The 26303-nt window shown below is 70.6% G+C and carries 19 protein-coding genes and 1 tRNA gene; 11 read left to right on the top strand and 9 right to left on the bottom strand.

The window, feature by feature from the left end:
- The first annotated feature begins 153 nt into the window (after positions 1-153).
- Positions 154-4692, top strand: coding sequence for a glutamate synthase large subunit (gltB, locus tag ACIP4X_RS01235; RefSeq protein ID WP_391453836.1), 4539 nt, complete (start codon positions 154-156; stop codon positions 4690-4692).
- Positions 4685-6148 carry a glutamate synthase subunit beta gene (locus ACIP4X_RS01230; protein ID WP_401346049.1) on the top strand — a complete coding sequence of 488 codons (1464 nt, stop codon included), beginning with the start codon at positions 4685-4687 and terminating at the stop codon, positions 6146-6148. The genes gltB and ACIP4X_RS01230 overlap by 8 nt, the downstream gene beginning before the upstream one ends.
- A 145-nt stretch (positions 6149-6293) precedes the next feature.
- Here ACIP4X_RS01230 and ACIP4X_RS01225 read toward each other — a convergent pair whose 3' ends face one another.
- The 3 genes from ACIP4X_RS01225 to ACIP4X_RS01215 all read right to left on the bottom strand — a co-directional run bounded on the left by ACIP4X_RS01225 (position 6294) and on the right by ACIP4X_RS01215 (position 9190).
- Positions 6294-7199: a chitosanase gene (locus ACIP4X_RS01225; RefSeq protein ID WP_358731293.1), complete on the bottom strand. Its 906-nt coding sequence runs from the start codon at positions 7197-7199 to the stop codon at positions 6294-6296.
- A gap of 26 nt (positions 7200-7225) precedes the next feature.
- A complete protein-coding gene (locus ACIP4X_RS01220) occupies positions 7226-8146 on the bottom strand; it encodes a rhomboid family intramembrane serine protease (RefSeq protein WP_358731295.1) in 921 nt (306 codons plus the stop codon).
- Positions 8147-8290: 144 nt separating this feature from the next.
- Positions 8291-9190 (bottom strand): hypothetical protein, encoded by a 900-nt coding sequence (locus ACIP4X_RS01215; protein ID WP_358731296.1) that lies wholly within the window; start codon positions 9188-9190, stop codon positions 8291-8293.
- Between the two features lie 161 nt (positions 9191-9351).
- Here ACIP4X_RS01215 and ACIP4X_RS01210 point away from each other — a divergent pair, with 161 nt between their 5' ends.
- The 6 genes from ACIP4X_RS01210 (at position 9352) to ACIP4X_RS01185 (ending at position 16602) form a co-directional block, all read left to right on the top strand.
- Entirely contained in the window at positions 9352-9699 is a 348-nt protein-coding gene (locus tag ACIP4X_RS01210) for a chorismate mutase (protein ID WP_358731298.1), read from the top strand.
- 109 nt (positions 9700-9808) lie between these two features.
- Complete coding sequence (gene pepN / locus ACIP4X_RS01205) at positions 9809-12322, top strand: aminopeptidase N (protein ID WP_391453582.1); 2514 nt, start codon at positions 9809-9811, stop codon at positions 12320-12322.
- A 146-nt stretch (positions 12323-12468) separates the two neighbouring features.
- Positions 12469-12912, top strand: a complete 444-nt coding sequence (locus tag ACIP4X_RS01200; protein WP_358731302.1) for a helix-turn-helix domain-containing protein — start codon at positions 12469-12471, stop codon at positions 12910-12912.
- The gene (locus tag ACIP4X_RS01195) at positions 12909-13790 is read left to right on the top strand and encodes an RNA-guided endonuclease InsQ/TnpB family protein (RefSeq protein ID WP_401346043.1); all 882 of its coding nucleotides are present in this window, start codon (positions 12909-12911) and stop codon (positions 13788-13790) included. Before ACIP4X_RS01200 ends, ACIP4X_RS01195 begins: the two co-directional genes overlap by 4 nt.
- On the top strand, positions 13787-15184 hold the full coding sequence (locus ACIP4X_RS01190) for a pyridoxal-dependent decarboxylase (RefSeq protein WP_358731305.1): 1398 nt from the start codon (positions 13787-13789) through the stop codon (positions 15182-15184). Before ACIP4X_RS01195 ends, ACIP4X_RS01190 begins: the two co-directional genes overlap by 4 nt.
- Positions 15181-16602, top strand: a complete 1422-nt coding sequence (locus ACIP4X_RS01185; protein ID WP_358731306.1) for a SidA/IucD/PvdA family monooxygenase — start codon at positions 15181-15183, stop codon at positions 16600-16602. Before ACIP4X_RS01190 ends, ACIP4X_RS01185 begins: the two co-directional genes overlap by 4 nt.
- 26 nt (positions 16603-16628) lie before the next feature.
- On the opposite strand, the gene ACIP4X_RS01180 is transcribed toward ACIP4X_RS01185, so the two are convergent.
- Positions 16629-18452: a 5'-nucleotidase C-terminal domain-containing protein gene (locus ACIP4X_RS01180; RefSeq protein ID WP_358731308.1), complete on the bottom strand. Its 1824-nt coding sequence runs from the start codon at positions 18450-18452 to the stop codon at positions 16629-16631.
- A gap of 138 nt (positions 18453-18590) precedes the next feature.
- Between ACIP4X_RS01180 and ACIP4X_RS01175 the strand changes: the two genes are divergently transcribed.
- Both ACIP4X_RS01175 and pyk read left to right on the top strand, forming a co-directional pair.
- A complete protein-coding gene (locus tag ACIP4X_RS01175; RefSeq protein WP_358731309.1) occupies positions 18591-19310 on the top strand; it encodes an SIMPL domain-containing protein in 720 nt (239 codons plus the stop codon).
- A 180-nt stretch (positions 19311-19490) separates the two neighbouring features.
- Positions 19491-20927, top strand: coding sequence for a pyruvate kinase (gene pyk, locus ACIP4X_RS01170; protein ID WP_358731311.1), 1437 nt, complete (start codon positions 19491-19493; stop codon positions 20925-20927).
- A 7-nt stretch (positions 20928-20934) separates the two neighbouring features.
- Here the strand turns inward: pyk and ACIP4X_RS01165 are convergent, their stop codons facing one another.
- On the bottom strand, positions 20935-21723 hold the full coding sequence (locus ACIP4X_RS01165; RefSeq protein WP_358731312.1) for a helix-turn-helix domain-containing protein: 789 nt from the start codon (positions 21721-21723) through the stop codon (positions 20935-20937).
- An 81-nt stretch (positions 21724-21804) separates the two neighbouring features.
- Positions 21805-21887, bottom strand: a tRNA-Leu gene (locus ACIP4X_RS01160).
- Positions 21888-21988: 101 nt separating this feature from the next.
- On the opposite strand from ACIP4X_RS01160, the gene ACIP4X_RS01155 reads away from it, so the two are divergent.
- Positions 21989-22660 (top strand): response regulator, encoded by a 672-nt coding sequence (locus ACIP4X_RS01155; RefSeq protein WP_358731314.1) that lies wholly within the window; start codon positions 21989-21991, stop codon positions 22658-22660.
- A gap of 86 nt (positions 22661-22746) precedes the next feature.
- On the opposite strand, the gene ACIP4X_RS01150 is transcribed toward ACIP4X_RS01155, so the two are convergent.
- From ACIP4X_RS01150 to ACIP4X_RS01140, 3 genes are read right to left on the bottom strand one after another with little or no spacing between them, the layout of a single operon-like run.
- The gene (locus ACIP4X_RS01150) at positions 22747-23463 is read right to left on the bottom strand and encodes an ABC transporter ATP-binding protein (RefSeq protein ID WP_358731316.1); all 717 of its coding nucleotides are present in this window, start codon (positions 23461-23463) and stop codon (positions 22747-22749) included.
- Entirely contained in the window at positions 23460-24467 is a 1008-nt protein-coding gene (locus ACIP4X_RS01145; protein WP_358731318.1) for an ABC transporter ATP-binding protein, read from the bottom strand. Before ACIP4X_RS01145 ends, ACIP4X_RS01150 begins: the two co-directional genes overlap by 4 nt.
- 6 nt (positions 24468-24473) lie before the next feature.
- On the bottom strand, positions 24474-26303 hold the full coding sequence (locus ACIP4X_RS01140; protein WP_391453592.1) for a branched-chain amino acid ABC transporter permease: 1830 nt from the start codon (positions 26301-26303) through the stop codon (positions 24474-24476).

Here is a 26303-nt window from a genome sequence, read left to right as displayed (position 1 = left end):
GGCACTTCCCCCCAAAGCCTGAACGGCCTGGGAGGGACCCCCAGCCACATGACGACGACGGGAGAGCCGATGCGTATGCCGCGCCAGCCGTCCCAGCATCCCTCGAACGGCCAGAACTGGTCCTTCATGGATGCCCGCCCTGCCGCGCAGGGCATGTACGACCCCCGCGACGAGCACGACGCCTGCGGCGTCGGCTTCGTGGCCACCCTCACCGGCGAGGCGAGCCATGCGCTGGTCGAGCAGGCGCTCACGGTTCTGCGCAACCTGGAACACCGCGGCGCGACCGGCTCGGAGCCCGACTCCGGCGACGGCGCCGGCCTGCTGTCCCAGGTGCCCGACGCCTTCCTGCGCGAGGTGGCCGGATTCGGACTTCCCGCGGCCGGCGCCTACGCCGTCGGCATCGCCTTCCTGCCCGGCGACGGCACCGAGGACGCCGTCGCGCGCATCGAGGCCATCGCGGACGACGAGGACCTGACCGTCCTCGGCTGGCGCGAGGTCCCCGTCGCCCCCGAACTGCTCGGCGCCACCGCCCGCTCCACCATGCCCGTCTTCCGCCAGCTCTTCGTCACTGGGGGCACCTCCCGGACGGAGTCCGGGGGAGGCGCGAGCGAGGGCATCGCCCTGGACCGCAAGGCGTTCGTGCTGCGCAAGCGCGCCGAACGCGAGGCCGGCGTCTACTTCCCGTCGCTGTCGGCCCGCACCCTCGTCTACAAGGGCATGCTCACCACCGGCCAGCTCGAGCCCTTCTTCCCGGACCTGTCCGACCGCCGCTTCGCCTCGGCCATCGCGCTCGTCCACTCCCGCTTCTCCACGAACACCTTCCCGAGCTGGCCGCTCGCGCACCCGTACCGCTTCGTCGCCCACAACGGCGAGATCAACACCGTCCAGGGCAACCGCAACTGGATGCGCGCCCGCGAGTCCCGGCTGGCCTCCGACCTGTTCGGCCCCCGGGAGAGGCTGGAGCGGATCTTCCCGGTGTGCACACCCGGCGCCTCCGACTCCGCCACCTTCGACGAGGTCCTGGAACTGCTCCACCTCGGCGGACGCTCACTGCCGCACTCCGTGCTGATGATGATCCCGGAGGCGTGGGAGAACCACGACGCCATGGACCCGACCCGGCGCGCCTTCTACGAGTACCACTCCACGATGATGGAGCCCTGGGACGGCCCGGCCTGCGTCACCTTCACCGACGGCACCCAGGTCGGCGCCGTCCTCGACCGCAACGGCCTGCGCCCCGGCCGCTACTGGGTCACCGACGACGGACTCGTCGTCCTCGGCTCCGAGGTCGGCGTCCTCGACATCGACCCGGCCAGGGTCGTCCGCAAGGGCCGGCTCCAGCCCGGCCGCATGTTCCTCGTCGACACCGCCGAGCACCGCATCATCGAGGACGACGAGATCAAGGCGGCCCTCGCCGTCGAGCAGCCCTACGCCGAATGGGTCCAGGCCGGCGAGATCGCCCTGGGCGACCTGCCCGAGCGCGAGCACATCGTGCACACCCACGCCTCCGTCACCCGCCGCCAGCAGACCTTCGGCTACACCGAGGAGGAACTGCGCGTCCTGCTCGCGCCGATGGCCAAGAGCGGAGCCGAGCCGATCGGCTCCATGGGCACCGACAGTCCGATCGCGGCCCTCTCCGAGCGCCCGCGGCTGCTCTTCGACTACTTCACCCAGCTGTTCGCGCAGGTCACCAACCCGCCGCTGGACGCGATCCGCGAGGAACTGGTCACCTCCCTGCGCAGCTCGCTCGGCCCGCAGGGCAACCTCCTGGAGCCCACCGCGGCCTCCTGCCGCAGCGTCGTCCTGCCCTTCCCGGTGATCGACAACGACGAGCTGGCCAAGCTCATCCACATCAACGCCGACGGCGACATGCCCGGCTTCAAGGCCGCCACCCTCTCCGGCCTGTACCGGGTCTCCGGCGGCGGCGACGCGCTCGCCGCGCGCCTCGAGGAGGTCTGCGCCGAGGCCGACGCCGCCATCGGCAACGGCGCCCGCCTGATCGTCCTGTCCGACCGCCACTCGGACGCCGAACACGCCCCGATCCCGTCGCTGCTGCTCACCGCGGCCGTCCACCACCACCTCATCCGCACCAAGCAGCGCACCCACGTGGGCCTGCTCGTCGAGGCCGGCGACGTCCGCGAGGTCCACCACGTCGCCCTGCTGATCGGCTACGGCGCCGCCGCGGTCAACCCGTACCTGGCGATGGAGTCCGTCGAGGACCTGGTCCGCGCGGGCACCTTCCTGCCGGGCGGCGAACCCGAGAACGCCATCCGCAACCTGATCCACGCCCTCGGCAAGGGCGTACTGAAGGTCATGTCCAAGATGGGCATCTCCACCGTCGCCTCCTACCGCGGCGCCCAGGTCTTCGAGGCCGTCGGCCTGGACGAGACCTTCGTCGGCAAGTACTTCGACGGCACCGCCACCAAGATCGGCGGGGTCGGCATCGACGTCATCGCCAAGGAGGTCGCCGCCCGCCACGCCAAGGCCTACCCGGCCTCCGGCATCGCCCCCGCGCACCGCGCGCTGGAGATCGGCGGCGAGTACCAGTGGCGCCGCGAGGGCGAGCCGCACCTGTTCGACCCGGAGACGGTCTTCCGCCTCCAGCACTCCACGCGCACCGGCCGCTACGACATCTTCAAGAAGTACACGGACCGGGTGAACGAGCAGTCCGAGCGCCTGATGACGCTCCGCGGCCTGTTCGGCTTCGCCTCCGGCCGGACGCCGGTCCCCGTCGACGAGGTCGAGCCGGTCTCCGAGATCGTCAGGCGCTTCTCCACCGGCGCCATGTCGTACGGCTCCATCTCCAAGGAGGCGCACGAGACCCTCGCCATCGCCATGAACCAGCTCGGCGGCAAGTCCAACACCGGTGAGGGCGGCGAGGACGCGGACCGCCTCTACGACCCGGCCCGCCGGTCCGCCATCAAGCAGGTCGCCTCCGGCCGCTTCGGAGTGACCAGCGAGTACCTCGTCAACTCCGACGACATCCAGATCAAGATGGCCCAGGGCGCCAAGCCCGGCGAGGGCGGCCAGCTGCCCGGCCACAAGGTCTACCCGTGGATCGCCGGGACCCGTCACTCCACCCCCGGCGTCGGCCTGATCTCCCCGCCGCCGCACCACGACATCTACTCCATCGAGGACCTGGCCCAGCTGATCCACGACCTGAAGAACGCCAACCCGCGGGCCCGGATCCACGTCAAGCTGGTTTCCGAGGTCGGCGTCGGCACGGTCGCCGCGGGCGTCTCCAAGGCCCACGCGGACGTGGTCCTGATCTCCGGCCATGACGGCGGCACCGGCGCCTCCCCGCTGACCTCACTGAAGCACGCGGGCGGCCCCTGGGAACTCGGCCTGGCCGAGACCCAGCAGACGCTCCTCCTCAACGGACTGCGGGACCGGATCGTCGTGCAGACCGACGGCCAGCTCAAGACCGGCCGCGACGTGGTGATCGCCGCGCTGCTCGGCGCCGAGGAGTTCGGCTTCGCGACCGCGCCGCTGGTCGTCTCCGGCTGCATCATGATGCGCGTCTGCCACCTGGACACCTGCCCGGTCGGCATCGCCACCCAGAACCCGGTGCTGCGCGAGCGGTTCACCGGCCAGGCCGAGCACGTGGTGAACTTCTTCCGCTTCATCGCCGAGGAGGTCCGCGAACTCCTCGCCGAACTGGGCTTCCGCTCGATCGAGGAGGCCGTCGGCCACGCCGAGGCCCTCGACGTGACCCGCGCGGTCGACCACTGGAAGGCACAGGGCCTGGACCTGGAACCGCTGCTCCACGTGCCCGAACTGCCCGAGGGCGCGGTGCGCCACCAGGTGACCGCCCAGGACCACGGCCTGGAGAAGGCGCTCGACAACGAGCTGATCAGGCTCGCCGCCGACTCCCTGGCCGCGCCCGGCGCCGCCGGCGCCCAGCCGGTGCGCGCCCAGGTCGCCATCCGCAACATCAACCGCACGGTCGGCACCATGCTCGGCCACGAGGTGACGAAGAAGTTCGGCGGCGCGGGACTGCCCGACGACACCATCGACATCACCTTCACCGGCTCCGCCGGCCAGTCCTTCGGCGCCTTCGTCCCGCGCGGCATCACGCTGCGCCTGGAGGGCGACGCCAACGACTACGTCGGCAAGGGCCTGTCGGGCGGCCGGATCGTGGTCCGCCCGGACCGCGCCGCCGAACACCTCGCCGAGTACAGCGTCATCGCGGGCAACACCCTCGCCTACGGCGCGACCGGCGGCGAGATGTTCCTGCGCGGCCGGACCGGTGAGCGGTTCTGCGTGCGCAACTCCGGCGCGCTGGTCGTCTCCGAGGGCGTGGGCGACCACGGCTGCGAGTACATGACCGGCGGACACGCGGTGGTCCTCGGCGAGACCGGCCGCAACTTCGCGGCCGGCATGTCCGGCGGCATCGCCTACGTCATCGACCTCGACCGGGACAACGTCAACCCCGGCAACGCCGACGCCGTCGAGGCGCTGGACGACTCCGACCGGCGGTGGCTGCACGACGTCGTGCGCCGGCACCAGGAGGAGACGGGCTCGACCGTCGCCGAGAAGTTGCTCGCCGAGTGGGACACCGCGGTGGAGCGCTTCAGCAGGATCATCCCCCGTACGTACAAGGCAGTGCTCGCCGCCAAGGACGCCGCCGAGCGGGCCGGTCTGACCGAGACCGAGATCACCGAGAAGATGATGGAGGCGGCGATCCATGGCTGACCCGAAGGGCTTTCTGAACCACGGCCGCGAGGTCGCCGCGTACCGTCCGGTCGAGGAGCGCACGAAGGACTGGAACGAGGTCCACGTCCCCGGCTCGCTGCTGCCGATCATCAGCAAGCAGGCCGGCCGGTGCATGGACTGCGGCATCCCGTTCTGCCACAACGGCTGCCCGCTCGGGAACCTGATCCCGGAGTGGAACGACTACGCCTACCGCGAGGACTGGGCCGCCGCCTCCGAACGGCTGCACGCGACGAACAACTTCCCCGAGTTCACCGGCCGGCTGTGCCCGGCGCCCTGCGAGTCGGCGTGCGTGCTCGGCATCAGCCAGCAGCCGGTCACCATCAAGAACGTCGAGGTCTCGATCATCGACAAGGCGTGGGAGAACGGCGACGTCGCCCCGCGCGTCCCCGAGCGGCTGTCCGGCAAGACCGTCGCGGTCATCGGCTCGGGACCGGCGGGCCTGGCCGCCGCCCAGCAGCTCACCAGGGCGGGCCACACGGTCGCCGTCTACGAGCGCGCCGACCGCGTCGGAGGCCTGCTGCGCTACGGCATCCCCGAGTTCAAGATGGAGAAGCGGCACATCAACCGCCGTATCGAGCAGATGCGCGCGGAGGGTACCCGGTTCCGTACGGGCGTCGAGATCGGCCGCGACCTGACGGCGACCGACCTGAAGAAGCGCTACGACGCGGTCGTCGTCGCCGCCGGCTCCACCACCGCCCGCGACCTGCCCGTCCCCGGGCGCGAACTGGGCGGCGTCCACCAGGCGATGGAGTACCTGCCCCTGGCCAACAAGGTCCAGGAGGGCGACTACGTGGTGGCGCCGATCTCGGCCCGGGGCAAGCACGTCGTCGTCATCGGCGGCGGTGACACGGGCGCCGACTGCGTGGGCACCGCCCACCGCCAGGGCGCCGCCTCCGTCACCCAGCTGGAGATCATGCCCCGCCCGAACGACGAGCGGCACCCGGTCGACCAGCCCTGGCCGACCTTCCCGCTCCTCTACAAGGTCACCTCGGCCCACGAGGAGGGAGGCGAACGGATCTACTCGGCGTCCACGACCCGCTTCGAGGGCGACGAGGACGGCAATGTGCGGTGGCTGCACCTGGCCGAGGTCGAGTTCGTGGACGGCAGGCCGGCCCCCAAGCCGGGCAGCGAGCGCAGGATCCCGGCCCAGCTGGTCACCCTCGCCATGGGCTTCACCGGCACCGACCGGGAGAACGGCCTCGTCGACCAGTTCGGCCTGGAACTCGACGCGCGCGGTAACATCGCCCGTGACGCGGACTTCCAGACCAACGTGCCGGGTGTCTTCGTCGCCGGTGACGCCGGCCGCGGCCAGTCCCTCATCGTGTGGGCGATCGCCGAGGGCCGCTCGGCCGCCCGCGGCGTCGACCGCCACCTCAGGGGAGCCGGCGACCTGCCGGCCCCGATCCGGCCGACGGACCGCTCGCTGACGGCCTGACCGCCAGGACCGTGACCTGACGGCCACTCATGTACGTCCCGCACAAAGGCGTGTGGGGGCGGGATATCCGGGGACACCCCCGGACCCCCCGAGGCGGCGCCTGCCCAGTCCCCGACCGGACAACGGGCAGGCGCCGCCGTACGTCTCAGGGGATCCTGTAGGTCTCCCCGTACGTCTTCCACACCAGCGGCGTCTCCAGATCCATGTTGCCGTCGTACAGGAACTGCCGCTGGGCGGTGTCGATACGGCTGGTGTCGCGGTTCGTCCTGCGGGCCTTCATGGCCTCGCGGCGAATGTCGAGGAAGACGTCGAGGTAGGTCTTCTCCCGGCCGCCCGCTGCCGGGGTGTCGGCCTCCTTCAGGGCGCGCTCGCGCAGGGCGTAGAAGCCGTCCCTGTCGACGCCGGGGCCGTGGAAGACCATCGCGTCGTAGTAGATGAACTGGCCCAGCGTGCCCAGGCCGTCGAGCTTGGCGAGACGGACGGCCGGGTCGAAGTAGGCGCGGTCGCGCTCCTCCTCCTGCGCCTCGCGGAAGGCCGGACGCTCCGACTCCGTCTTCCACGCCGCGGTGAAGCCCGGATCCAGGCCCTCGTGGGAGTCGGTGCCGTCGACCTCGCGCAGCGCGGGCAGGTACCGGGCGAGGCCGTTGTCCGGGTGGGCCCTGGTGTACCGCTCGACCAGGGTGAGCAGGTCGTGGGTGCCGGTGCAGTAGCCGATGATCCCCGCGGTGTACCCGTCGCCGTCGCCGGCGTCCTCGATGGAGCCGTAGGTGCCGCGCCAGTCGAGTGTGGCGTTCTCGGCGCTCGCCACGAGCCGCTGGGCGAGTTCCTTCTTCGCGGGCGCGGCCAGACCCGGCGGCGCCTCGGCGACCACCTTGTCGTCCTGGTCCTTCTTGGACTGTTCGGCCCGCGCCCTGGTGTCCTCGCGGGACTCGTGCGCGGTCGAGTGCCGCTTCGCCGGGGGCGGCTCCGGGTCCCGCGGATCGAAGGCGAGCAGCGCCACCAGCACAAGGGCCGGGACGGCCACCAGAAGCAGTATTCCAGGACGTTTCATGGCATCAGACACCCGTACGGCCCTGATCAGGCCGCCCCTCCAGACAGTTCCGAGACCTTCGCCCAGCCGAGCGCCACCAGCAGGACCAGCAGGGCCACGCACACGCACGCCTGGACCAGGGTGCGACGGCCGTCGCGCGGCGCGTACGCGTACGCCAGCGTCACCAGCCCGCCCGTCAGCAGACCGCCCAGGTGCGCCTGCCAGGACGTGAGCCAGGCCGAGGCCACCAGCCACAGCAGCAGGCCCGCCATGTACCGGTTGACGGCGCTCATGTCGTAGCCCAGGCGGCGGGCCATGACGTAGTACGCGGCGCCGAGACCGAAGATGGCGCCGGACGCGCCGACCGTCAGCGCGTCCGGGTCGATCAGCAGGACCAGGACCGAGCCGCCGAGCGCCGACAGCAGATACAGGGCGAGGTAGCGGGCGCGGCCCAACTGCGCCTCGACCACCCGGCCGGTGCTCCACAGCGCCGCCATGTTCATCACGATGTGCAGGATGCCGAACGTCCCCTCGGTGGCCGGCACATGCAGGAACGCGCCGGTCAGCAGCCGGTACCACTCGCCGCCGACCAGCCCCTCCGCGTGCAGGTCGGAGCTGTACGGGAACTCCCACAGGTAGTGCCCGCCGTCGGGCCCCACCAGACCGCTCCCGAGCATCCCGAACCGGTCCACGATCGCCGGGCGCACCAACTCGCCCAGATAGGCGAGGATGTTGAGCCCGATGAGGACGTAGGTGACGACCGGCACCGCGTTGATCCGGCCGCCGAACGCCGTCCGCGCCTGCCGCACCGACCGGGCGCCCTCCCGCACGCACTCCACGCACTGGTGGCCCACGGCGGCCTCCCGCATGCAGTCCGGGCAGATGTACCGGTCGCAGCGGACACAGCGGACGTGGCACTCCACCCGGCTGTGGCGATAGCAGGTGGTGACGACGGACTCGGCATCCACGGCCGGCTCCTCGGTGAAACGTGGGGACATGGCTGAGCCGGTGGGGGACGGCGCGAACAAAATAGCGAGCTAGTGTGACAGATGGTAAAGGTGGGGCCCGCGATTCCGGAACCGCGAAGCGGCCGGAACATGGTCAGGACGGGCTCAGGTGTCGCACTCCAGAACCGTGCGGCACAGGGCGCACCGGGCGCGCATACGGCCCCCGACCGGGACCCTGATGCGCTGGTGGCAGGTGGGACAGGAGAAGGACACCCGCAGCGGCTCGCGGCCCACGGAACTGAAGGAGTACGGCACCTCCGCCCGGGGGAGCGGCTCCCGGCCGTGGTCCTGGGCGTTCCGGCGGTCGCGGGCGTACCGGCGGCGGCCCGCCCAGCCCGCCGCCGTCAGGGGCGGCTGCTGCTCGTCACGGCGGGCCCGGGCCATGCCCTGGACGTACGCCTCGTAGCCCTGCGCGCTGGTGAACCACGTCGAAGGGTCCTCGCCGAACACCAGCGCCCGCTTGGCCAGCACATAGCCGAACTCCTCCGGGGTGAGGTAGCCGAGCTTCTGCGACGACACACCGTCCTCCCGGAAGGCGTCGAGAAGCAGCCAGCCCGCGCCCAGGTACGCCGCCACCGTGTCCGTGAGGATCTCGTTGTCGCGGGTGCCGGGAAAGGACAGGTCCAGGCGGTGCAGGTAGACGTGGGCCACCTCGTGGGCGAGGGCCGCCCCGATGTCCCGACGATGGGTGCGGAAACGGTCGTTCAGCTCGACGAAGTACTCGGGGCCGTCCGTCAGCTCGACGCTCGCCGCATGCGTCATCTCACGGAAGCTGACGATCATGCGGGCGTCCGGCAGCCGGTAGTGGGTGACCAGCTCGTGCGCCACGCGCTGGGCCCCCAGATGCAGATCGTCGGTGTCGCAGAAGGCCACGTCGGCCGGGGCCACACTGGCCGCGAACGTCTGCACCGTGCCGTACGAGAGCCGCTTGTAGAGCGCCGTGATCGCCGCCCGCACCGTCTCCAGATGCGGGAAGCCGTGCACCACCGGTCCGCCGTTCGCCACGTCCGAACCCCCAAAGACGGCCCTGAACCCACTCCCACTCTAGGCGCGGGAACCCTCGTTCCGCCCGGGTGCCCGCACCCCCCGCCGCCGTCCGCCACCCGCCGTACCATCCGTCGGACGCTCACGATCCGAACACCGACCACCCCGTAGGGTGGGCGCCCATGACCACCAGCAACACCGGCACCGGTGACGCCGCCCCCGCCGTCCAGGAGGAGCTCGCGCGGCTGCGCGACAGCATCGACAACATCGACGCGGCCGTCGTCCACATGCTCGCCGAACGGTTCAAGGCGACCCAGCAGGTCGGCCACCTCAAGGCCGCCCACCAGCTGCCGCCCGCCGACCCGTCCCGCGAGGCCCGGCAGATCGCCCGGCTGCGCGCCCTCGCCGAGGACGCCAAACTCGACCCGGCGTTCGCCGAGAAATTCCTGAACTTCATCATCGCGGAGGTCATCCGCCACCACGAGCGCATCGCCGAGGACGCGGGCAACGGCGAGACCCCCGCGACCTGACCGCAGGCCCCCCGGCCCCGCGCGCCGCCCAACGCGCCCCCCCGAGGACCGCAAAGCCCTGCGTCCGTCGGCGACACCCCCTCGTGCCCGGCCCCGGCCATCAGGCAGCATGGCGTCCATGTCCGTACTCACGCGCGACGAAGCGCAAACCCGTGCCAAGCTCCTCGACGTCCACCGCTACAGCGTCGACCTCGACCTGACCGGCGGGGACGACACCTTCGACTCCCGGACCGTGATCCGGTTCACCGTACGGGCAGGCCGGGACACCACGGACACGTTCGTCGAGCTCAAGCCCGCCGAGCTGCGCTCCGCCACCCTCGACGGACAGCCCCTCGACCCGCGGGACCTCACCGGCAACCGCCTGCCGCTGAGGAACCTCGCCCCCGGCGAGCACGAACTGCGCGTCGACGCCGCCATGCGCTACTCCCGCACCGGCGAGGGCATGCACCGCTTCACCGACCCCACCGACGGCGAGACCTACCTCTACACCCAGCTGTTCATGGAAGACGTCCAGCGCGTCTTCGCCGCCTTCGACCAGCCCGACCTCAAGGCCGTCTTCGACCTCACCGTCACCGCCCCCGACGGCTGGACCGTCCTCGCCAACAGCGTCACCGAGCACACCGGCGACGGCGTCTGGAAGGCCGCGCCCACCCCGCTGATCTCCACCTACCTCGTCGCCGTCGCCGCCGGCCCCTGGCACTCCGTACGCACCGAGCACCGCGGCCTGCCCTTCGGCATCCACTGCCGCCGCTCGCTGGCGCCCCACCTCGACGCCGACGCCGACGAGATCCTCGACGTCACCCGCGGCTGCTTCGACCGCTACCACGAGAAGTTCGACGAGCCCTACCCCTTCGACTCCTACGACCAGGCCTTCGTGCCCGAGTTCAACGCGGGCGCCATGGAGAACCCGGGCCTGGTCACCTTCCGCGACGAGTTCGTCTACCGCTCCGCCGTCACCGACACCGAGCGGCAGACCCGCGCCATGGTCATCGCCCACGAGATGGCCCACATGTGGTTCGGCGACCTCGTCACCCTCAAGTGGTGGGACGACATCTGGCTGAACGAGTCCTTCGCCGAGTACATGGGCTACCAGACCACCGCCGAAGCCACCCGCTTCACCGACACCTGGACCGACTTCGGCGTCGCCCGCAAGGCCTGGGGCTACGACGCCGACCAGCGCCCCTCGACCCACCCCGTCGCCCCCGACGCCGTCGACGACACCGCCTCCGCACTGCTCAACTTCGACGGCATCTCCTACGCCAAGGGCGCCTCCGCCCTGCGGCAACTGGTCGCCTGGCTCGGCGAGAAGGACTTCCTGGCCGGCATCAACACCCACTTCAAGCGGCACCGGTTCGCCAACGCCACCCTCGCCGACTTCATCGACTCCCTCGCCTCCGCGACCGACCGCGACGTGCACGCCTGGGCCGAGGCCTGGCTGCGCACCACCGGCGTGGACACGCTCACCGCGTCCGTCGACGCCGTGCCCGGCCAGTGGACCCTCGCCCTCGACCGCGACGGCAGCCGGCCGCACCGCGTCACCGTCGGCGTCTACGACCACGACCTCGGCGACGGCCGCAGCCTCGTCGTCCGGGAGCGCTACGACACCGACGTCCCGCAGGACGGCACCGGCCTGCCCCGCCCCGGCACCCGGCCCGCCCTGGTCGTGCCCAACGACCAGGACCTGACCTACGCCAAGATCCGCCTGGACGAGACCTCCCTGGAGACCGCCCTGCGCGGACTGTCCGGCATCCCCGACGCGCTCACCCGCGCCGTGGTGTGGAACGCGCTGCGCGACATGGTCCGCGACGGCGAACTCGCCCCCGCCGACTACCTGGCGGCCGCCTCCGCCCACCTGCCCGAGGAGACCGACCTCGCCGTCGTCGAGGGCGTCCTCGCCTTCGCCACCGCGCAGATCGCCGACCGGTACGTCCACCCCGAGCAGCGGCCCGCCGCCCTCGCCACCCTCGGCGCCCTGTGCCGCGACCTCATCCGCCGCACCGAGGACGGCGACAACCCCGGCCTGCGGCTGATCGCCGTGCGCCATGTCATCGACGTCGCCGCCCAGCCGGACACCATCGCCGCCTGGTTCGCCGACGGCACCGTCCCCGGCGGGCCCGAACTCGACCCCGAGCTGCGCTGGCGCGTCCTCGGCCGCCTCGCCGTCCTCGGCGCCGTCGACGAGGCCGCCATCGCCGCGGAACTCGACCGCGACCCGTCCGCCACCGGACAGGAGGGCGCCGCCCGTTGCCGGGCCGCGCTGCCCGACCCCGGGGCCAAGCGCGCCGCCTGGGAGTCGATGTTCGCCACGGACGAGCGCACCGACCTGTCGAACTACCTGTTCACCGCCACCGCGAAGGGCTTCTGGCAGCCCGAACAGGCCGACCTCGTACGGGACTACGTCGCCCGCTTCTACCAGGACGCGGTCGCCCTCGCCGAGCGCCGGGGCCCCGCCATCGCCGAGGCCGCCGGCCGCTGGGCGTTCCCGGTGCACGCCATCGACCCCGACCACCTGCGCCTGGGCGAAACCTGCCTGCACGAGGGCGACCCGACCCCGGCCCTGCGCCGCAAACTCATCGACCAGCTCGACGACCTGGCCCGGACGCTGAAGGTACGGGAGGCATAGAAAACACGGCCGGTCGCCGACGGTTTGCGGGCCGTCGGCGACCAGGGGGGTGCCCGGCGTTCAGGGCAGTGGCGCGGTGGTCACTCGTTCGTGTGGGCCTGGTGGGATTCGAAGAGGGGAACGAGTCGCGGGATTACGTTGACGGCATGTCACGTTTCCGTATGTATCCGACGAGCGAGCAAGCGGGCATCATGCTCGAACACTGCGCGCACGCTCGGTACGTGTGGAACCTGGCCGTCGAGCAGCACGCGCACTGGGCGCCGGGCAGGAACAACGCCCCGGGGTTTGCACAGCAGTGCCGCCAGCTGACCGAGGCGCGCCGGGCAAGCGAGTGGCTGCGCGCGGGGAACGCCGATGTGCAGCGGCAGGCATTGAAGGATTTCGCCAGGGCGAAGAACGCGCGGTTCACCTCCGGGCTCGGAGAGCCGACATGGCGGAAGAAGTTCCTGCATGAGGGTTTCCGCGTGATCGGCACGGATCGGGTGCCGGAGTTCGAGGGCGACGGAAGGCCGAAGCCGAACGCCAAGGGCAGGCAGGTCATGAGCCGGTTGGTGGTGGTTCAGAACTCAACCGGCGCTGGGCTCAGGTGAGAATTCCCGGCTGTGCCTGGGTACGGTTCAGGCTCACCCGCCCGGACCTGCCCAGAGCGAAGACGTTCCGTGTCACCTTCCGCAACGGTCAGTGGCACATCGCGTTCGCGGTCATCCCCGAGCCGATCGGCGCATCGGGTACGGGTGGGGTCATCGGTGTCGACCGGGGAGTGAGGATCACTGCCGCGCTGTCCGACGGGCGGAAGCTGAACTGCCCGCAGCTCACCGTCCGGGAGCGTGCCCAAATCCGTAAGCACCAGCGCCGGGCGGCCCGCACCCCGAAGGGAAGCGAGCGCAAGCGGGCCGAGCACGGTCAGGTGGCCAAGCTCAAGGCCCGCGACGCCAGCCGATGCAAGGACTGGTGCGAGAAGACCTCGACGATGCTCGCCCGCAGCTACGATCTGGTGCGGTTCGAAAAGCTGAACATCAAGAACATGACCGCCTCAGCGAAGGGGACCATCGAGCAGCCCGGCAGGAACGTACGGGCCAAGGCTGGGCTGAACCGGGCGATCCTCGCCCAGGGCTGGGGCCTGCTGCGTCGTCGGACGCAGGAGAAGGCCCCTGGCCGGGTCGAAGACGTACCCGCCCAGTACACCTCTTTACGCTGCAGTGCCTGCGGATGGATCGAGAAGAACTCGCGCAAGAGCCAAGCCGAGTTTGTCTGCGTGTCCTGCGGGTTCAGCTGCAACGCCGATGAGAATGCGGCACACAACGTCGCGGCAGGACAGGGCGGCATTCCCCGCCCCCGGCGCACAGCCGGTGCCGGAGGGGTGACAGTGACCACCAGCCGCTCGAGTGCCCGTGAACCTCAACCCGCCCGGGTTGGAATCCCCCTCTTGCGAAAGAGGGGGAGGATGTCAAGGAGGACAGTCCCATGAGCACCCCGCCGCCCCCGGCCCGCCCCGCCCGCCTCGCCTCCGGTCCCGACGGCCCGCACGCGCTGCGGCCCCTGCTCGACACCGTGCTCGACGCCCTCGACAGCGGCCGCCGCGCCCGCGGCGGCCCCCTGCCCGCCGGCGGCCCCGACGCCGTGGCCGCCCGCATACGCGACGTCGTCGGCGACGTCCTGCCCGAGCACGGCGACCCCGACGCCCTGCGCGACCTCGTCCACGCCCTCGCCGAAGGCGCCGCCGACCCCGCCGACCCCCTGTGCGCGGCCCACCTGCACTGCCCGCCCCTCGCCACGGCCACCGCCGCCGACCTCGCCGTCAGCGCCCTCAACCCCTCCCTGGACTCCTGGGACCAGGCACCCGCCGCCTCCGAGCTCGAAGCCCTCGTCACACGGACACTCGCCCACGAGACCGGCCTCGCCGACTCCGTCGTCACCACCGGCGGCACCGAGTCCAACCAGCTCGCCCTGCTCCTCGCCCGCGAGTCCCACGGCGGCGGCGTCCGCCTGGTCTGCGGCGCCAACGCCCACCACTCCCTGCCCCGCGCCGCCTGGCTGCTCGGCCTGCCCGAACCCGTGATCGTGCCCGCCCCCTCCGGCACCCTCGACCCCGCCGCCCTGCACAGCGCCCTCACCGACCTCGGCGGCCCCCGCGGCTCCCGCGGCTCCGTCGTCGTAGCCGCCACCGCAGGCACCACCGACGCCGGACTCATCGACCCCCTCCCGGAGATCGCCGGACTGTGCGCCGCCCACGGCGCCCGGCTGCACATCGACGCCGCCCACGGCGGGGGACTGCTGTTCAGCGAACGCCACCGGGACAAGCTCACCGGACTCGAAGCCGCCCACACCGTCACCCTCGACCTGCACAAACTCGGCTGGCAGCCGGTCGCCGCCGGACTCCTCGCCGTCCGCCACCCCCGCGACCTCACCGTCCTGCACCAGCGCGCCGACTACCTCAACGCCGACGACGACACCGAGGCCGGCCTGCCCGACCTGCTCGGCCGCTCCCTGCGCACCACCCGCCGCCCCGACGTCCTCAAGATCGCCGTCACCCTCAAGACCCTCGGCCGCAGCGGCCTCGGCGCCCTCGTCGACCAGGTCTGCGCCCGCGCCCGCGAGTTCGCCGACCTCATCCACGACCACCCCCGCTTCGAGCTCCACGACCGGCCCACCATCAGCACCGTCCTGTTCCGGCCCGCCGGCGCCACCGACGACACCGTCGCCGCCGTCCGCCGCACGCTCCTCACCGAAGGCCGCGCCGTCCTCGGCCGCGCCCGCCTCGACGACCGGCTCTGGCTCAAGGCCACCCTGCTCAACCCGGACACCCGGACCGAAGACCTGGCCACCCTGCTGAAACTGGTGGAAGGAAGCATCCCCAGATGAACCAACCCGCGCCCCACACCCCCCGGGCTTCCCACGACCTGGTCGGCATCGGCATCGGACCGTTCAACCTCTCCCTGGCCGCGCTCGCCCACCCGCTCACCGGCCTCGACACCGTCTTCTACGAACAGCGCCCCCGCTTCCACTGGCACCCCGGCCTGCTCATCGACGGCTCACGCCTCCAAGTGCCCTTCCTCGCCGACCTCGTCACCCTCGCCGACCCGGCCAGCCCCTGGTCCTTCCTCAACTACCTGAAGACCCGCGACCGGCTCTTCCCCTTCTACTTCGCCGAACGCTTCCACATCCAGCGCGCCGAATACGACGCCTACTGCCGCTGGGTCTCGGAGAACCTGCCCGCGGTGCGCTACGGCCACCACGTCGACGCCGTCCGCTGGAACCCCGAACTCCGCCTCTTCGAAGTCGACTTCACCCAGCTCGACGCCGACGGCGAAGCGAACGCCGTCGGCCGCGCCCACACCCGCAACGTCGCCCTCGGCATCGGCACCGCACCCCACGTCCCCGCCCCGCTCAGGCCCCTCGCCGACGCCCCCGGAATCCCCGTCGTCCACGCCGCCGACTACCTCGACCACCGCGACACCCTCCTCGCCGCCGGCCACATCACCGTCGTCGGCTCCGGACAGTCCGGCGCCGAGGTCTTCCTCGACCTGCTGCGCCACCGCCCGGCCGGCGCCGAGCGGCTGCACTGGATCGGCCGCACCGAGGCCTTCGCCCCGATGGAGTACTCCAAGCTCGGCCTGGAGCACTTCACCCCCGACTACATGCGCTACTTCCACGCCCTGGCCGAACCCGTCCGCGACCGCCTCGTCACCGGCCAGTGGCAGCTCCACAAGGGCGTCGACACCGACACCCTCGCCGCCATCCACGACGAGCTCTACCGCCGCACGCTGGACGGCGGCTGGCCCGACGCCGTCCTGACCCCCGGCGTCCGGGTCCGCACCGCCGGCCGGGTCGCCGGCTCCCGGATCGAACTCCACCTCGAACACCCGCAACAGGGCACCCGCACCCGCCACACCACCGACGCCGTCGTCCTCGCCACCGGCTACCGCGAACGCCCCGTCACACCCCTGCTCACCGGACTCGACCCCCACCTGCGCCGCGACAGCGGCCAACGCCTCCGCGTCGACGAGCAGTTCCGCCTCGACCTCGACCCGGCCATCACCGCCACCGGCTGCCACGTCTACGTGCAGAACGCCGAACGCCACACCCACGGCGTCGGCGCCCCCGACCTGGGCCTCGCCGCCTGGCGCAGCGCCACCATCCTCAACTCGGTGACCGGCACACGGCCCTACCCGCTGCCCGCCCGGACCGCCTTCACCACCTTCGGCCTGGAACGGCGACGGCCCCAGATCCCGCCGTCCCGCCAGATCAAGGCGCTGACGCCCCTGGCGGACGGGATCTGAGGCCGTCCCCGGAAGAAGGAAACCGATCAGAACACCGGCGTGCCGTTACGCGTCAGCTTCCAGTCCAGCGACGCGAAGTCCTTCGGGTCCAGCTCGCCCTTGGCCGTGACCCACTCCGCGATCCGCGTGCGGATCTCGGTCGACTCCGCCCACAGCTCCTTGGCCGAGGCCACGTACGGGAAGGCGCCACCACCGTTGGCCCGGTAGTTGTTCACCGCCATCACGAACTCCTGCGCGTCGTCCAGCGGCGCACCGCCGAACGTCAGGTTCTTGATCCGCGAACCGGCCGGCTGGGCGACGTCGATGTCGTACTGAAGGCCCGACACGTAGTCGTAGTTGTAGTCCGGGCGGCCACCCGCGTTCGTCAGCTTGTCCACGTCGACCGGTGCGCCGGCGGCGGTCTGCACGAAGTACTCCGCCGAGTACTCCAGGTACGCCCGCAGCTGGCCACCCGTCATCAGCTTGGCGACCAGCGTGTTGTCGTACACGTACAGGCTCGACAGGTCCCGGATCGTCACGTTGCCGGCCGGGATCTCGGAGGTGCGCGAGAAGGGGGAGGCCTGCGAGACGACCGGCAGCGCGGCGTACTGCGTGCCCGCCAGCGCGGCCTTCACCACGTCCTCCTGCACCTTGTTGATCAGGTCGATGATCGGGGCGTCCTTGTAACGGGCGTCGACCGTGGTGAGGGTCTGCGTCGCCCGGCCGACCACCTGGTTGACGTACTTCACGACCTTCGCGTGCTCGTCCTTGAGCAGCTTGGTGATCTTCGGGTCGTCGGCGACGGTGTTGGTGTTGCGCAGCGAGGCGGAGACCGACTCCACCTCCCACTTGCCCTTGACGAACACCAGCTCGATGTCGAACAGGGAGAGCCGCTCGGCGTAGCACAGGGGCTCCGACAGCACGACCGTCTTGCCGGTCTTGGCGTTGGTGACCTTCAGCTCGGCGATCTCCTTGTGCGCGTGGCCCACCAGGATGGCGTCGATACCGGGCACCTGCCGGGCCACGTTCGCGGCGGCGTCCTCCACGTACGGGAGCTGGTCGCCGTACGACGAGGTGCCGGACGTGCCCGAGTGCGCCGAGACGATGACCACGTCCGCGCCCATCGAACGCAGCTTGGGCACCCACTTCGCGGCCTGCTCCTCAAGACCCGGGAAGTCCAACTTGCCCTGGACGTAAGCCTTGTCCCAGATCGCGATGCCCGGGTTGGTCAGACCCAGCACGGCTACCGTCACCGGAGCGGCACCCGGCGAGTGGAACTTCTTGATGAAGTACGGCGGGAAGGCCGGCTTCTGCGTCTTGTGGTCCACCGCGTTCGCGCCGAGCAGCGGGAAGTCGCACTGCTCCTCGAACTTGCGCAGCGTCTCGATGCCGTAGTTGAACTCGTGGTTGCCGAGCGCCACCGCGTCGTACCCGATGGCGTTCATCGCCTTGGCCATCGGGTGCACCGGACCGCGCTTGGCGGTGATCGGGTCCACCTTCGCGTAGTAGTACGTCAGCGGGGTGCCCTGAATCGTGTCACCGGCGTCCAGGAGCAGCGTGCGGTCACGGCCCTTCTCCTTGCGGACCTGGTCCACCAGCGCCGAGACCCGGGCCAGGCCCTGGACGTTGCCCGCCGCGTCGCTGTACTCGCCGTCCTTGAAGTAGTCCCAGTTGAACACGTGCCCGTGCAGGTCGGTCGTGCCCATGACGGTCAGGGAGTAGCGCTTGCCCGGCTTCTCGGGCTTCTGGCCCGCCGCGGCGGAAGCGGCGGGCGCGGCCTCCGCCGCCGGAGCCGCCACGGCGCCGGTCAGCGCCACCCCCGCCCCGGTGGCGGCGGACTTCGTCAGGAACTTCCGGCGGTTCAACGGCATGTCTGGTTCTCCTCGTGAAACAAGTCGATGACGCGCGTAGATTCTGGCGGTCCGCGGCGAACCGCAACACCCCCGGAAGGTTGCGATCTGATGACCGGCAGACGCGGGAAACCGGCCACCGGTGACAGAGTGGGGCGTATGACCTCAGCCCCCGCGCCGGAAAGCGGCCCCGCCGTCCCCCACGGCACCCCCGACGCGCCCCGGATAGCCGTCCGCGGCGAGGCACACCTCGAAGTCGACCCCGAGATCGCCCGGATCGACATCACCGTCACCGCCCGCGGCAAGGGCCGCCGTTCCACCCTGGACGACCTCACCCGGCGCAACGCCCACGTCCTCGACCTCGTCAAGTCCTACGGCGAGGCGGTGGAGAACCTGGAGACCGGCGCCCTCACCCTCACCCCCGAACCGGCCCGGCACGGCCGCGGCGAGCGCGTCCGCACCTACCACGGCGCCGTCCGCCTCACCGCCGCACTCCGCGACTTCACCGCCCTCGGAGAACTCACCACCCGACTGGCCGACTCCGAACTCACCCGGGTGGACGGCCCCTGGTGGGCACTGCGCCCCGGCTCACCGGCCCACCGGGAGGCACGCCGGCAGGCCGTACAGGACGCCGTCCAGCGGGCCAGGGAGTACGCCGAGGCACTCGGCACCACACTCACCGCCCTCGTCGAACTCGCCGACACCGGCGCGGAGATCGCCCAGCCCTGGGCACCGGCTCCCGGGCGAATGCGATCGAGGCAGGCCTACGCGGGCGCCGCCCCCGAGGACGAGGCCGCGCCCCTGGACCTCGAACCCGAGCGGCAGCACGTCCACGCCCACGTCGACGCGCGCTTCACCATGGCACCACCCAGACTGTGATGACGTGACGTCCGTCGCGTCATCCGGACCGTTGCGTCTTCCGGTCCGCGAACGGGACGAACGCTTGCCGGATCGCCGCCCCGCACAGTTCAACAGTTGTCAATACTCCTTCATCCAAAGGTTGTTGAGTAGTCACGTCGCACCAATCGTCTACCCACTGGTAAGGCCTAGGCTCACATCATGCGCCGAGCAAAGATCGTCTGTACTCTGGGGCCCGCCACCGACACGTACGACCAGATCAAGGCACTGGTCGACGCCGGAATGGACGTCGCCCGCTTCAACCTCAGCCACGGCGACCACGCCGAGCACGAGGCGCGCTACCGGCACGTACGCAGAGCCGCCGACGAGACGGGACGCAGCGTCGGAATCCTCGCCGACCTTCAGGGCCCGAAGATCCGGCTCGGCCGCTTCCGCGAAGGACCCGTACTCCTCGAACGCGGCGACACCTTCACCATCACCGTCGAGGAGGGCGTCGAGGGCGACGGCGACATCTGCGGCACCACCCACGCGGGCCTCGCCGAGGACGTCACCCCAGGCGAGCGCGTCCTCGTCGACGACGGCAAGGTGTGCCTGGAGGTCACCGCCGTCGACGGCCCCCGCGTCCGCACCCGGGTGATCGAGGGCGGCGTGATCTCCGACCACAAGGGACTCAACCTGCCCGGCGTCGCCGTCTCGGTCCCCGCCCTGTCCAAGAAGGACGAGGACGACCTGCGCTGGGCGCTGCGCACGGGCTTCGACGTCGTCGCACTGTCCTTCGTCCGCGGCGGACGGGACATCCTCGACGTCCACCGCGTCATGGACGACGAGGGCCGCCGCCTCCCCGTCATCGCCAAGATCGAGAAGCCGCAGGCGGTGGAGGCCGTCGACGACATCGTGGCCGCCTTCGACGGCATCATGGTCGCCCGCGGCGACCTGGGCGTGGAGATGCCGCTGGAGCAGGTTCCGATCGTCCAGAAGCGCGCGATCAAACTGGCCCGGCGGAACGCCAAGCCGGTGATCGTCGCCACGCAGATGCTCGACTCGATGATCGGCCACTCCCGCCCGACCCGCGCCGAGGCCTCGGACGTGGCCAACGCGGTGCTCGACGGCACGGACGCGGTGATGCTCTCGGGCGAGACCAGTGTGGGCAAGCACCCGGTGGCGGCGGTGCGGACGATGGCCCGCATCGTCGCGGCGGCCGAGGAGGACCTCCTGGCCAACGGCCTGCCGCCGCTGACCGACCACAACAAGCCCCGCACCCAGGGCGGCGCCGTGGCCCGTGCGGCGGCGGAGATCGGCGACTTCCTCGGCGCGAAGTTCCTGGTCGCCTTCACCCAGTCGGGCGACACCGCCCGCCGGCTCTCCCGCTACCGCTCACCCATCCCGCTGCTGGCCTTCACCCCGGAACCGGCCACCCGCTCCCAACTCAGCGCCACCTGGGGCGTCGAGACGTTCCTCGGCCCACGCGTCGACTCGACCGACGCCATGGTCGACCAGGTCGACGAACTGCTCCTGCGGTACGGCCGCTGCGAGAAGGGCGACGTAGTGGTGATCACGGCAGGCTCACCCCCGGGAGTACCGGGCTCGACGAACCTGGTCAGGGTCCACCACATCGGAGAGGACGACAGCCCCCGGTAGCACCGGCTCAGTACTTGGGCCCGACGTGCGCGTCCATGAGGGCCACGGAGGCTTTGCGGGCGACGGAGACATTGAACGGATCGCCGCCGCGAGCCAGCGTCGTCCACTCGACGCCCACCTTGTCGAGTGTGCCGGTGAAGAGCATCCGGATGTCGTCCGACTTGTTGGAGAAGATGTATCGCGGATACTCGTAGCGCTTGCGCTCGCCGCCGACGAGGCGGGTCGTCCAGTTGGTGACACGGCAGCCGTCGGAGTGGATGAGCCCCCGGATGAACTCCCAGGGGTGCACATCGACGATCTCCTGCTGCCAGGGCTCCAGAGCGATCCGGCGCTCATGCTTCTTGCCGGGGCCGTGCTGGGGGAACATGCAGTGCAGGTGCTTGGAGTACACCTTCACGTTGCGGCATCCCGTCCTGCGGACGCGGCATACGGAGTTGTCGGGGAAGACCGCACGCATGGCCCGCTCGCAGTCGTCCATGAGCCCGCCCCATGTCTCGGTGCACGTGATCATCAGGTTGGGTACGCGGTGCCCGGAGTAGTGACTGATGTGGCCATCGCCGAGATAGAGGCCGAGCAGGTAGCTGTATGCCGCGTGATCCAGACGGCGCCCGTCGCAGCGCGGGCACTCGGGGTCGTGCCTGCCCGGACACTCGTCTCGTTGGGCCCGGTCCAGGTGCTTCCAGTAGCCGACTGTGCCGAGCGGCACGTTCAGCCGACGGGCCACGTCGGCGTTCCTCGCGCCGCTCCTCAGGAGCGCCAGGGCCTTTTGTCGCACATGTGTGCCGTGGGAGTGCATAGGAGCACGGTGTGTGACCAGCAAAGGCGACACGCGGCAAAAAACGGAGGATCACGCGAACGCGATCCTCCGCTTCAGGAGTGCCGGGTGCGGGATTCGAACCCGCAAGCCCTCACAGGCAGAGGTGTTTGAGACCTCCGTGTATACCGTTCCACCAACCCGGCAAGGCACTGCGGTGAGTGTACCGGGTGAGCTCAGCCCCGCGCCTCTAGGTAGGCTGCTTACGCAGCAGTACCTGCCCCGCCCCGGACCAAGGAGCGCCCCCGTGACCGCCGAGTCGCCCCAGCCCGTAGACGTGTCCGACGACGACAAGTCGCACGTGCCTCCGCTGACGACCCGGGTCGTCATCGCCGAGGACGAGGCGCTGATCCGGCTCGATCTCAAAGAGATGCTCGAGGAGGAGGGCTACCAGGTCGTCGGCGAGGCCGGCGACGGGGAGCGGGCCGTGGAGCTGGCCCGCGAGCACCGCCCGGACCTGGTGATCCTCGATGTGAAGATGCCCAAGCTCGACGGCATCTCGGCCGCGGAGCGGATCGCCGAGGAGCGCATCGCACCCGTGCTCATGCTCACCGCGTTCTCGCAGCGCGACCTGGTGGAGCGGGCCCGGGACGCCGGGGCGATGGCGTATCTCGTCAAGCCGTTCAGCAAGAGCGACGTCGTGCCGGCGATCGAGATGGCCGTCTCGCGGTTCACCGAGCTGAAGGAGCTGGAGAAGGAGGTCGCGGACCTCTCCCAGCGGCTGGAGACCCGCAAGCTGGTCGACCGTGCCAAGTCGATCCTTCAGACGGAGTACGGGCTGACCGAGCCGGCCGCGTTCCGCTGGATCCAGAAGACCTCGATGGACCGCCGCATGTCGATGCAGCAGGTCGCGGAGGCGGTCATCCAGGACAGCGAGGAGAAGAAGGCCGCGAAGGGCGCCAGGCCCGACAAGGACTGAGCCGGACAGTACGGCGGAAAGGGAATGGGCTCGCGTCCCGTGCAGGGACGCGAGCCCGTTCTCGTCTCGGCGGTCACTCGGCGGGGTCAGTCCTCGCCCAGGTACGCCTTGCGGACCGACTCGTCGTGCAGCAGGTCCTGGCCGGTGCCGGACAGCACGATGTTGCCGACCTCCATGACGTGCCCCTGGTCGGCGAGGGAAAGCGCCGCCTGGGCGTTCTGCTCGACCAGCAGAATCGTCGTGCCCTGGGATTTCAGTTCGGCGATGGTCGCCATGATCTTCTGCATCATGATCGGCGAAAGGCCCATGGAGGGCTCGTCGAGCATGAGCAGTTTCGGCTGGGACATCAGCGCCCGGCCCATGGCGAGCATTTGCTGTTCGCCGCCGGAGAGGGTGCCCGCGGCCTGCTTTCTGCGTTCGCCGAGGATGGGGAAGAGGTCGTAGGCGTGCTGAATGTCCTTTTCGATGCCTTCCCTGTCCTTGCGCAGGAAGGCGCCGAGCCGGAGATTGTCCTCGATCGTCATCCGCGGGAAGATGTGCCGCCCCTCGGGGGAGTGGGCGAGTCCCAGGGAGACGATCTGGTGGGCGGGGACCTTCTTCAGCGACTTGCCGTTGAACCTGATCTGCCCGCCGACCGGCTTGAGCAGCCCGGACAGGGTGCGCAGCGTGGTGGTCTTGCCGGCGCCGTTGGTGCCGATGAGGGTGACGACCTGACCGGCCTCGACCGTGAAGGAGATGCCCTTGACGGCCTCGATCTTGCCGTAGGCGACGCGGAGGTCCTCGACTTCGAGCAGTGCGGTCATCGGTCGTTCTCCTTGCCGGGCGCGGCGTCCTGCGGGGTGTCGTCGTCCTCGGCCTGCGCCTCTGCCTGTGTCTCGGCTGCCTCGGCCTGCTCCTGAGCCTGCGTCCCGGCCGTCTCGGCCTGCTCCTGAGCCTGTGTCTCGGCCTGTGCCTCGGCGTTCTCGACCTCGGCGACCTCCTCGGCGCCGGGCGCGCCTTCGAAGGGTTCGCCGAGGTAGGCGGCGATGACACGCTCGTCGCCCTGGACGGTGGCGCTGTCGCCCTCGATGAGCTTCTCGCCCTGGACGAGCACGGCGACGCGGTCGCAGAGGTTCATGATGAACCGCATGTCGTGCTCGATGACGAGTACGGCGATGCCCATGTCCCGGATGGCGAAGACGAGTTCCTCGGTGGCCCGGGTCTCCTGGGGGTTCATGCCGGCGGTGGGCTCGTCCAGGAGGAGCAGGCCCGGCTCGCTGGCCAGGGCGCGGGCGATCTCCAGCTTGCGCTGCTCGCCGTAGGGCAGGTTGCGGGAGAGGTGCTCGGCCTTGTGGGCGAGGCCCACGAACTCCAGGAGTTCCATGGCCCGTGCGCGGGAGGCGGCTTCGGCGCGGTGGAATCCGGGGCCACGCAGCAGGGCGGACCAGAGTCCTTCCTTGGTGCGGGTGTGCCGGCCGACGAGCACGTTCTCCAGGACCGTCATGTTGGCGAACAGGCGGATGTTCTGGAAGGTGCGGGCGATGCCGGCGGCGGTGACTTTGAAGGACTTGGGCGGCAGGACGTTGCCCTTGTAGCGGACCTCGCCCTCGGTGGGGGTGTAGAGGCCGGTGAGGCAGTTGAAGAAGGTGGTCTTGCCGGCGCCGTTGGGGCCGATGAGTCCTACGATCTCGCCGCTGTTGACGGTGAGGTCGACTCCGCGTACGGCGGTCAGGCCGCCGAAGCGCATGGTGACGCCGCGTGCGTCGAGGACGGGGTTGCCGGGGGTGGTGGTCACCGGCGTGTCCTTGGTGGTGGTGTCGGTGGTCATGGTGGGTCAGGCCCCCGTCTTGCTGAGGACTGTGGGCGCGTCGGCCTTGTCGTGGAATTCGAGCTGGCGGCGACGGTTGGCGATCAGGCCCTCCGGCCGGAAGCGCATGAGCAGGACCAGCGCGAGTCCGAAGACGAGGAGCTGGGAGTTGCCGAGGAACTGGAGCTTGTTCGGGATCAGGAAGAGCAGTGAGGCGCCGATGAGCGGTCCGGCGATGGTGCCCATGCCGCCGAGGACGACCGCGGCGAGCAGGAAGGCGGAGTTCGGCGGGGTGGAGCTGGCGAAGAGGTACTGCTCGGGGGTCACGGTGTAGGTGACATGGGCCTGTACGGTGCCGGCGAGGCCGGCCAGGCAGGCGCCGACGGCGAAGGCGATCAGCTTGACCCGGAAGCCGTTGATGCCCATGGCCTGGGCGGCGGTCTCGTCCTCGCGGATGGCGACCCAGGCGCGCCCGATGCGGGAGTCGCCGCTGCGCCGGAAGACGAGCACGACGACGGCGGTGATCAGCAGCATCAGGAGGAAGTAGTTGGCGAAGCGTCCGATGGTGAATCCGGCCATGTCGTGCTCGGTGCCGAAGTCGAAGCCGAAGATGTTCAGGTTGGGGACGGCGGAGACGCCGTTGGAGCCGTTGGTGAGGTTGGGTCCCGAGGTGCCGTCGAGGTTGTTGGCGGTGATGCGGAAGATCTCACCGAAGCCGAGGGTGACGATGGCGAGGTAGTCGCCGCGCAGCCGCAGGGTGGGTGCGCCGATGAGGACGCCGAAGACCAGGGAGGCGGCGGCGCCGACGAGAAGGGCGGCCCAGAACGGGAAGTGCACGTGGAAGGGGGAGCTGGGGGAGCCGGAGACCAGGGAGGCGGCGTAGGCGCCGACGCCGAGGAAGGCGACGTATCCGAGGTCGAGGAGGCCGGCGAGGCCGACGACGATGTTCAGGCCGAGTGCGACGGTGGCGAAGATCAGGATGTAGACGCCGAGGGTGGCGTACTGGTCGTCGGTCTGGGTGAAGGGGAAGGCGGCCGCTGCCAGGAAGGCACCGCAGATGGCGATGTTCTGGTGCCGGCTGCTGATCTGGGAGGCGCGGGCGATGAGGCCCGACTTGTTGAGGGCGGCGAAACCGAAACCGGCGACGATGAGGAAGCCGATGAACAGTTCGTCGTATTCGGTGCCGATCCCGTAGGTGAAGATGGTCAGGCCCAGTCCGAGGATCGCGACGATGATCAGGATCTCGGCGTAGGACGGCAGCGTGGCCAGGGGGCGGGGGGTACCGGACGCGAAGGCCGCCTTGACGATGTCCCGGCCGTGGGCCACCTCGTGCTTGAAGTGCTCCCAGCCGCTGTCGTCGGGGTCGATCGGATCCGGTTCGGGGCGCTCGAAGGGCAGGGCCAGGGCGCCGGTGAGGGCGGCGAGGCTGCCCACGGCGGCGATGTAGGCGCCGGGTTCGAGGTTGACGACGCCGCCGAGTTCGACGCTGATGGCGATGACCGTGTACAGCGCGGTGCCGCAGGTGGCCAGCGCGGCGAACTTGATGGCCGCGTCGGCGCCTGAGGGGGTGAGCCAGCGCAGGCCCTTGACGCCGTAGGAGGAGAGCGCGAACAGGGTGGTGAGGGCGGCGCCGACGAGGACGAGGACCTGCAGGCCGCCGGGGTAGCCGTAGACCGTGAGGTCGCCGGGGAACTCGGCGGTCCAGGTCCAGGCGAGGAAGGTGGCGGCGAGGGTGAGGACACTCGCGCCGGTGGCGAGGGCGCGGCCGATGTGCTCCGGTATCGGGACGAGGCCGGTGCGGGCGCTGTCGGCGGCGGGGGTGCTGGGGGTCTGGGGTGCCGTGGTCTGTGTGGTCAT

The organism is Streptomyces sp. NPDC088817 (assembly GCF_044750345.1).
Lineage (GTDB): Bacteria > Actinomycetota > Actinomycetes > Streptomycetales > Streptomycetaceae > Streptomyces.
The sequence above is the reverse complement of the archived record's forward strand: the minus strand, read 5'-3'. Positions and strand labels throughout refer to the sequence as shown.

Coding starts and splice junctions, on each gene's coding strand:
- gltB (WP_391453836.1), top strand. CDS start 154: ATGTACGACCCCCGCGACGAGCACGACGCCTGCGGCGTCGGCTTCGTG.
- ACIP4X_RS01230 (WP_401346049.1), top strand. CDS start 4,685: ATGGCTGACCCGAAGGGCTTTCTGAACCACGGCCGCGAGGTCGCCGCG.
- ACIP4X_RS01225 (WP_358731293.1), bottom strand. CDS start 7,199: ATGAAACGTCCTGGAATACTGCTTCTGGTGGCCGTCCCGGCCCTTGTG.
- ACIP4X_RS01210 (WP_358731298.1), top strand. CDS start 9,352: ATGACCACCAGCAACACCGGCACCGGTGACGCCGCCCCCGCCGTCCAG.
- pepN (WP_391453582.1), top strand. CDS start 9,809: ATGGCGTCCATGTCCGTACTCACGCGCGACGAAGCGCAAACCCGTGCC.
- ACIP4X_RS01200 (WP_358731302.1), top strand. CDS start 12,469: ATGTCACGTTTCCGTATGTATCCGACGAGCGAGCAAGCGGGCATCATG.
- ACIP4X_RS01190 (WP_358731305.1), top strand. CDS start 13,787: ATGAGCACCCCGCCGCCCCCGGCCCGCCCCGCCCGCCTCGCCTCCGGT.
- ACIP4X_RS01185 (WP_358731306.1), top strand. CDS start 15,181: ATGAACCAACCCGCGCCCCACACCCCCCGGGCTTCCCACGACCTGGTC.
- ACIP4X_RS01180 (WP_358731308.1), bottom strand. CDS start 18,452: ATGCCGTTGAACCGCCGGAAGTTCCTGACGAAGTCCGCCGCCACCGGG.
- ACIP4X_RS01175 (WP_358731309.1), top strand. CDS start 18,591: ATGACCTCAGCCCCCGCGCCGGAAAGCGGCCCCGCCGTCCCCCACGGC.
- pyk (WP_358731311.1), top strand. CDS start 19,491: ATGCGCCGAGCAAAGATCGTCTGTACTCTGGGGCCCGCCACCGACACG.
- ACIP4X_RS01165 (WP_358731312.1), bottom strand. CDS start 21,723: ATGCACTCCCACGGCACACATGTGCGACAAAAGGCCCTGGCGCTCCTG.
- ACIP4X_RS01150 (WP_358731316.1), bottom strand. CDS start 23,463: ATGACCGCACTGCTCGAAGTCGAGGACCTCCGCGTCGCCTACGGCAAG.
- ACIP4X_RS01145 (WP_358731318.1), bottom strand. CDS start 24,467: ATGACCACCGACACCACCACCAAGGACACGCCGGTGACCACCACCCCC.
- ACIP4X_RS01140 (WP_391453592.1), bottom strand. CDS start 26,303: ATGACCACACAGACCACGGCACCCCAGACCCCCAGCACCCCCGCCGCC.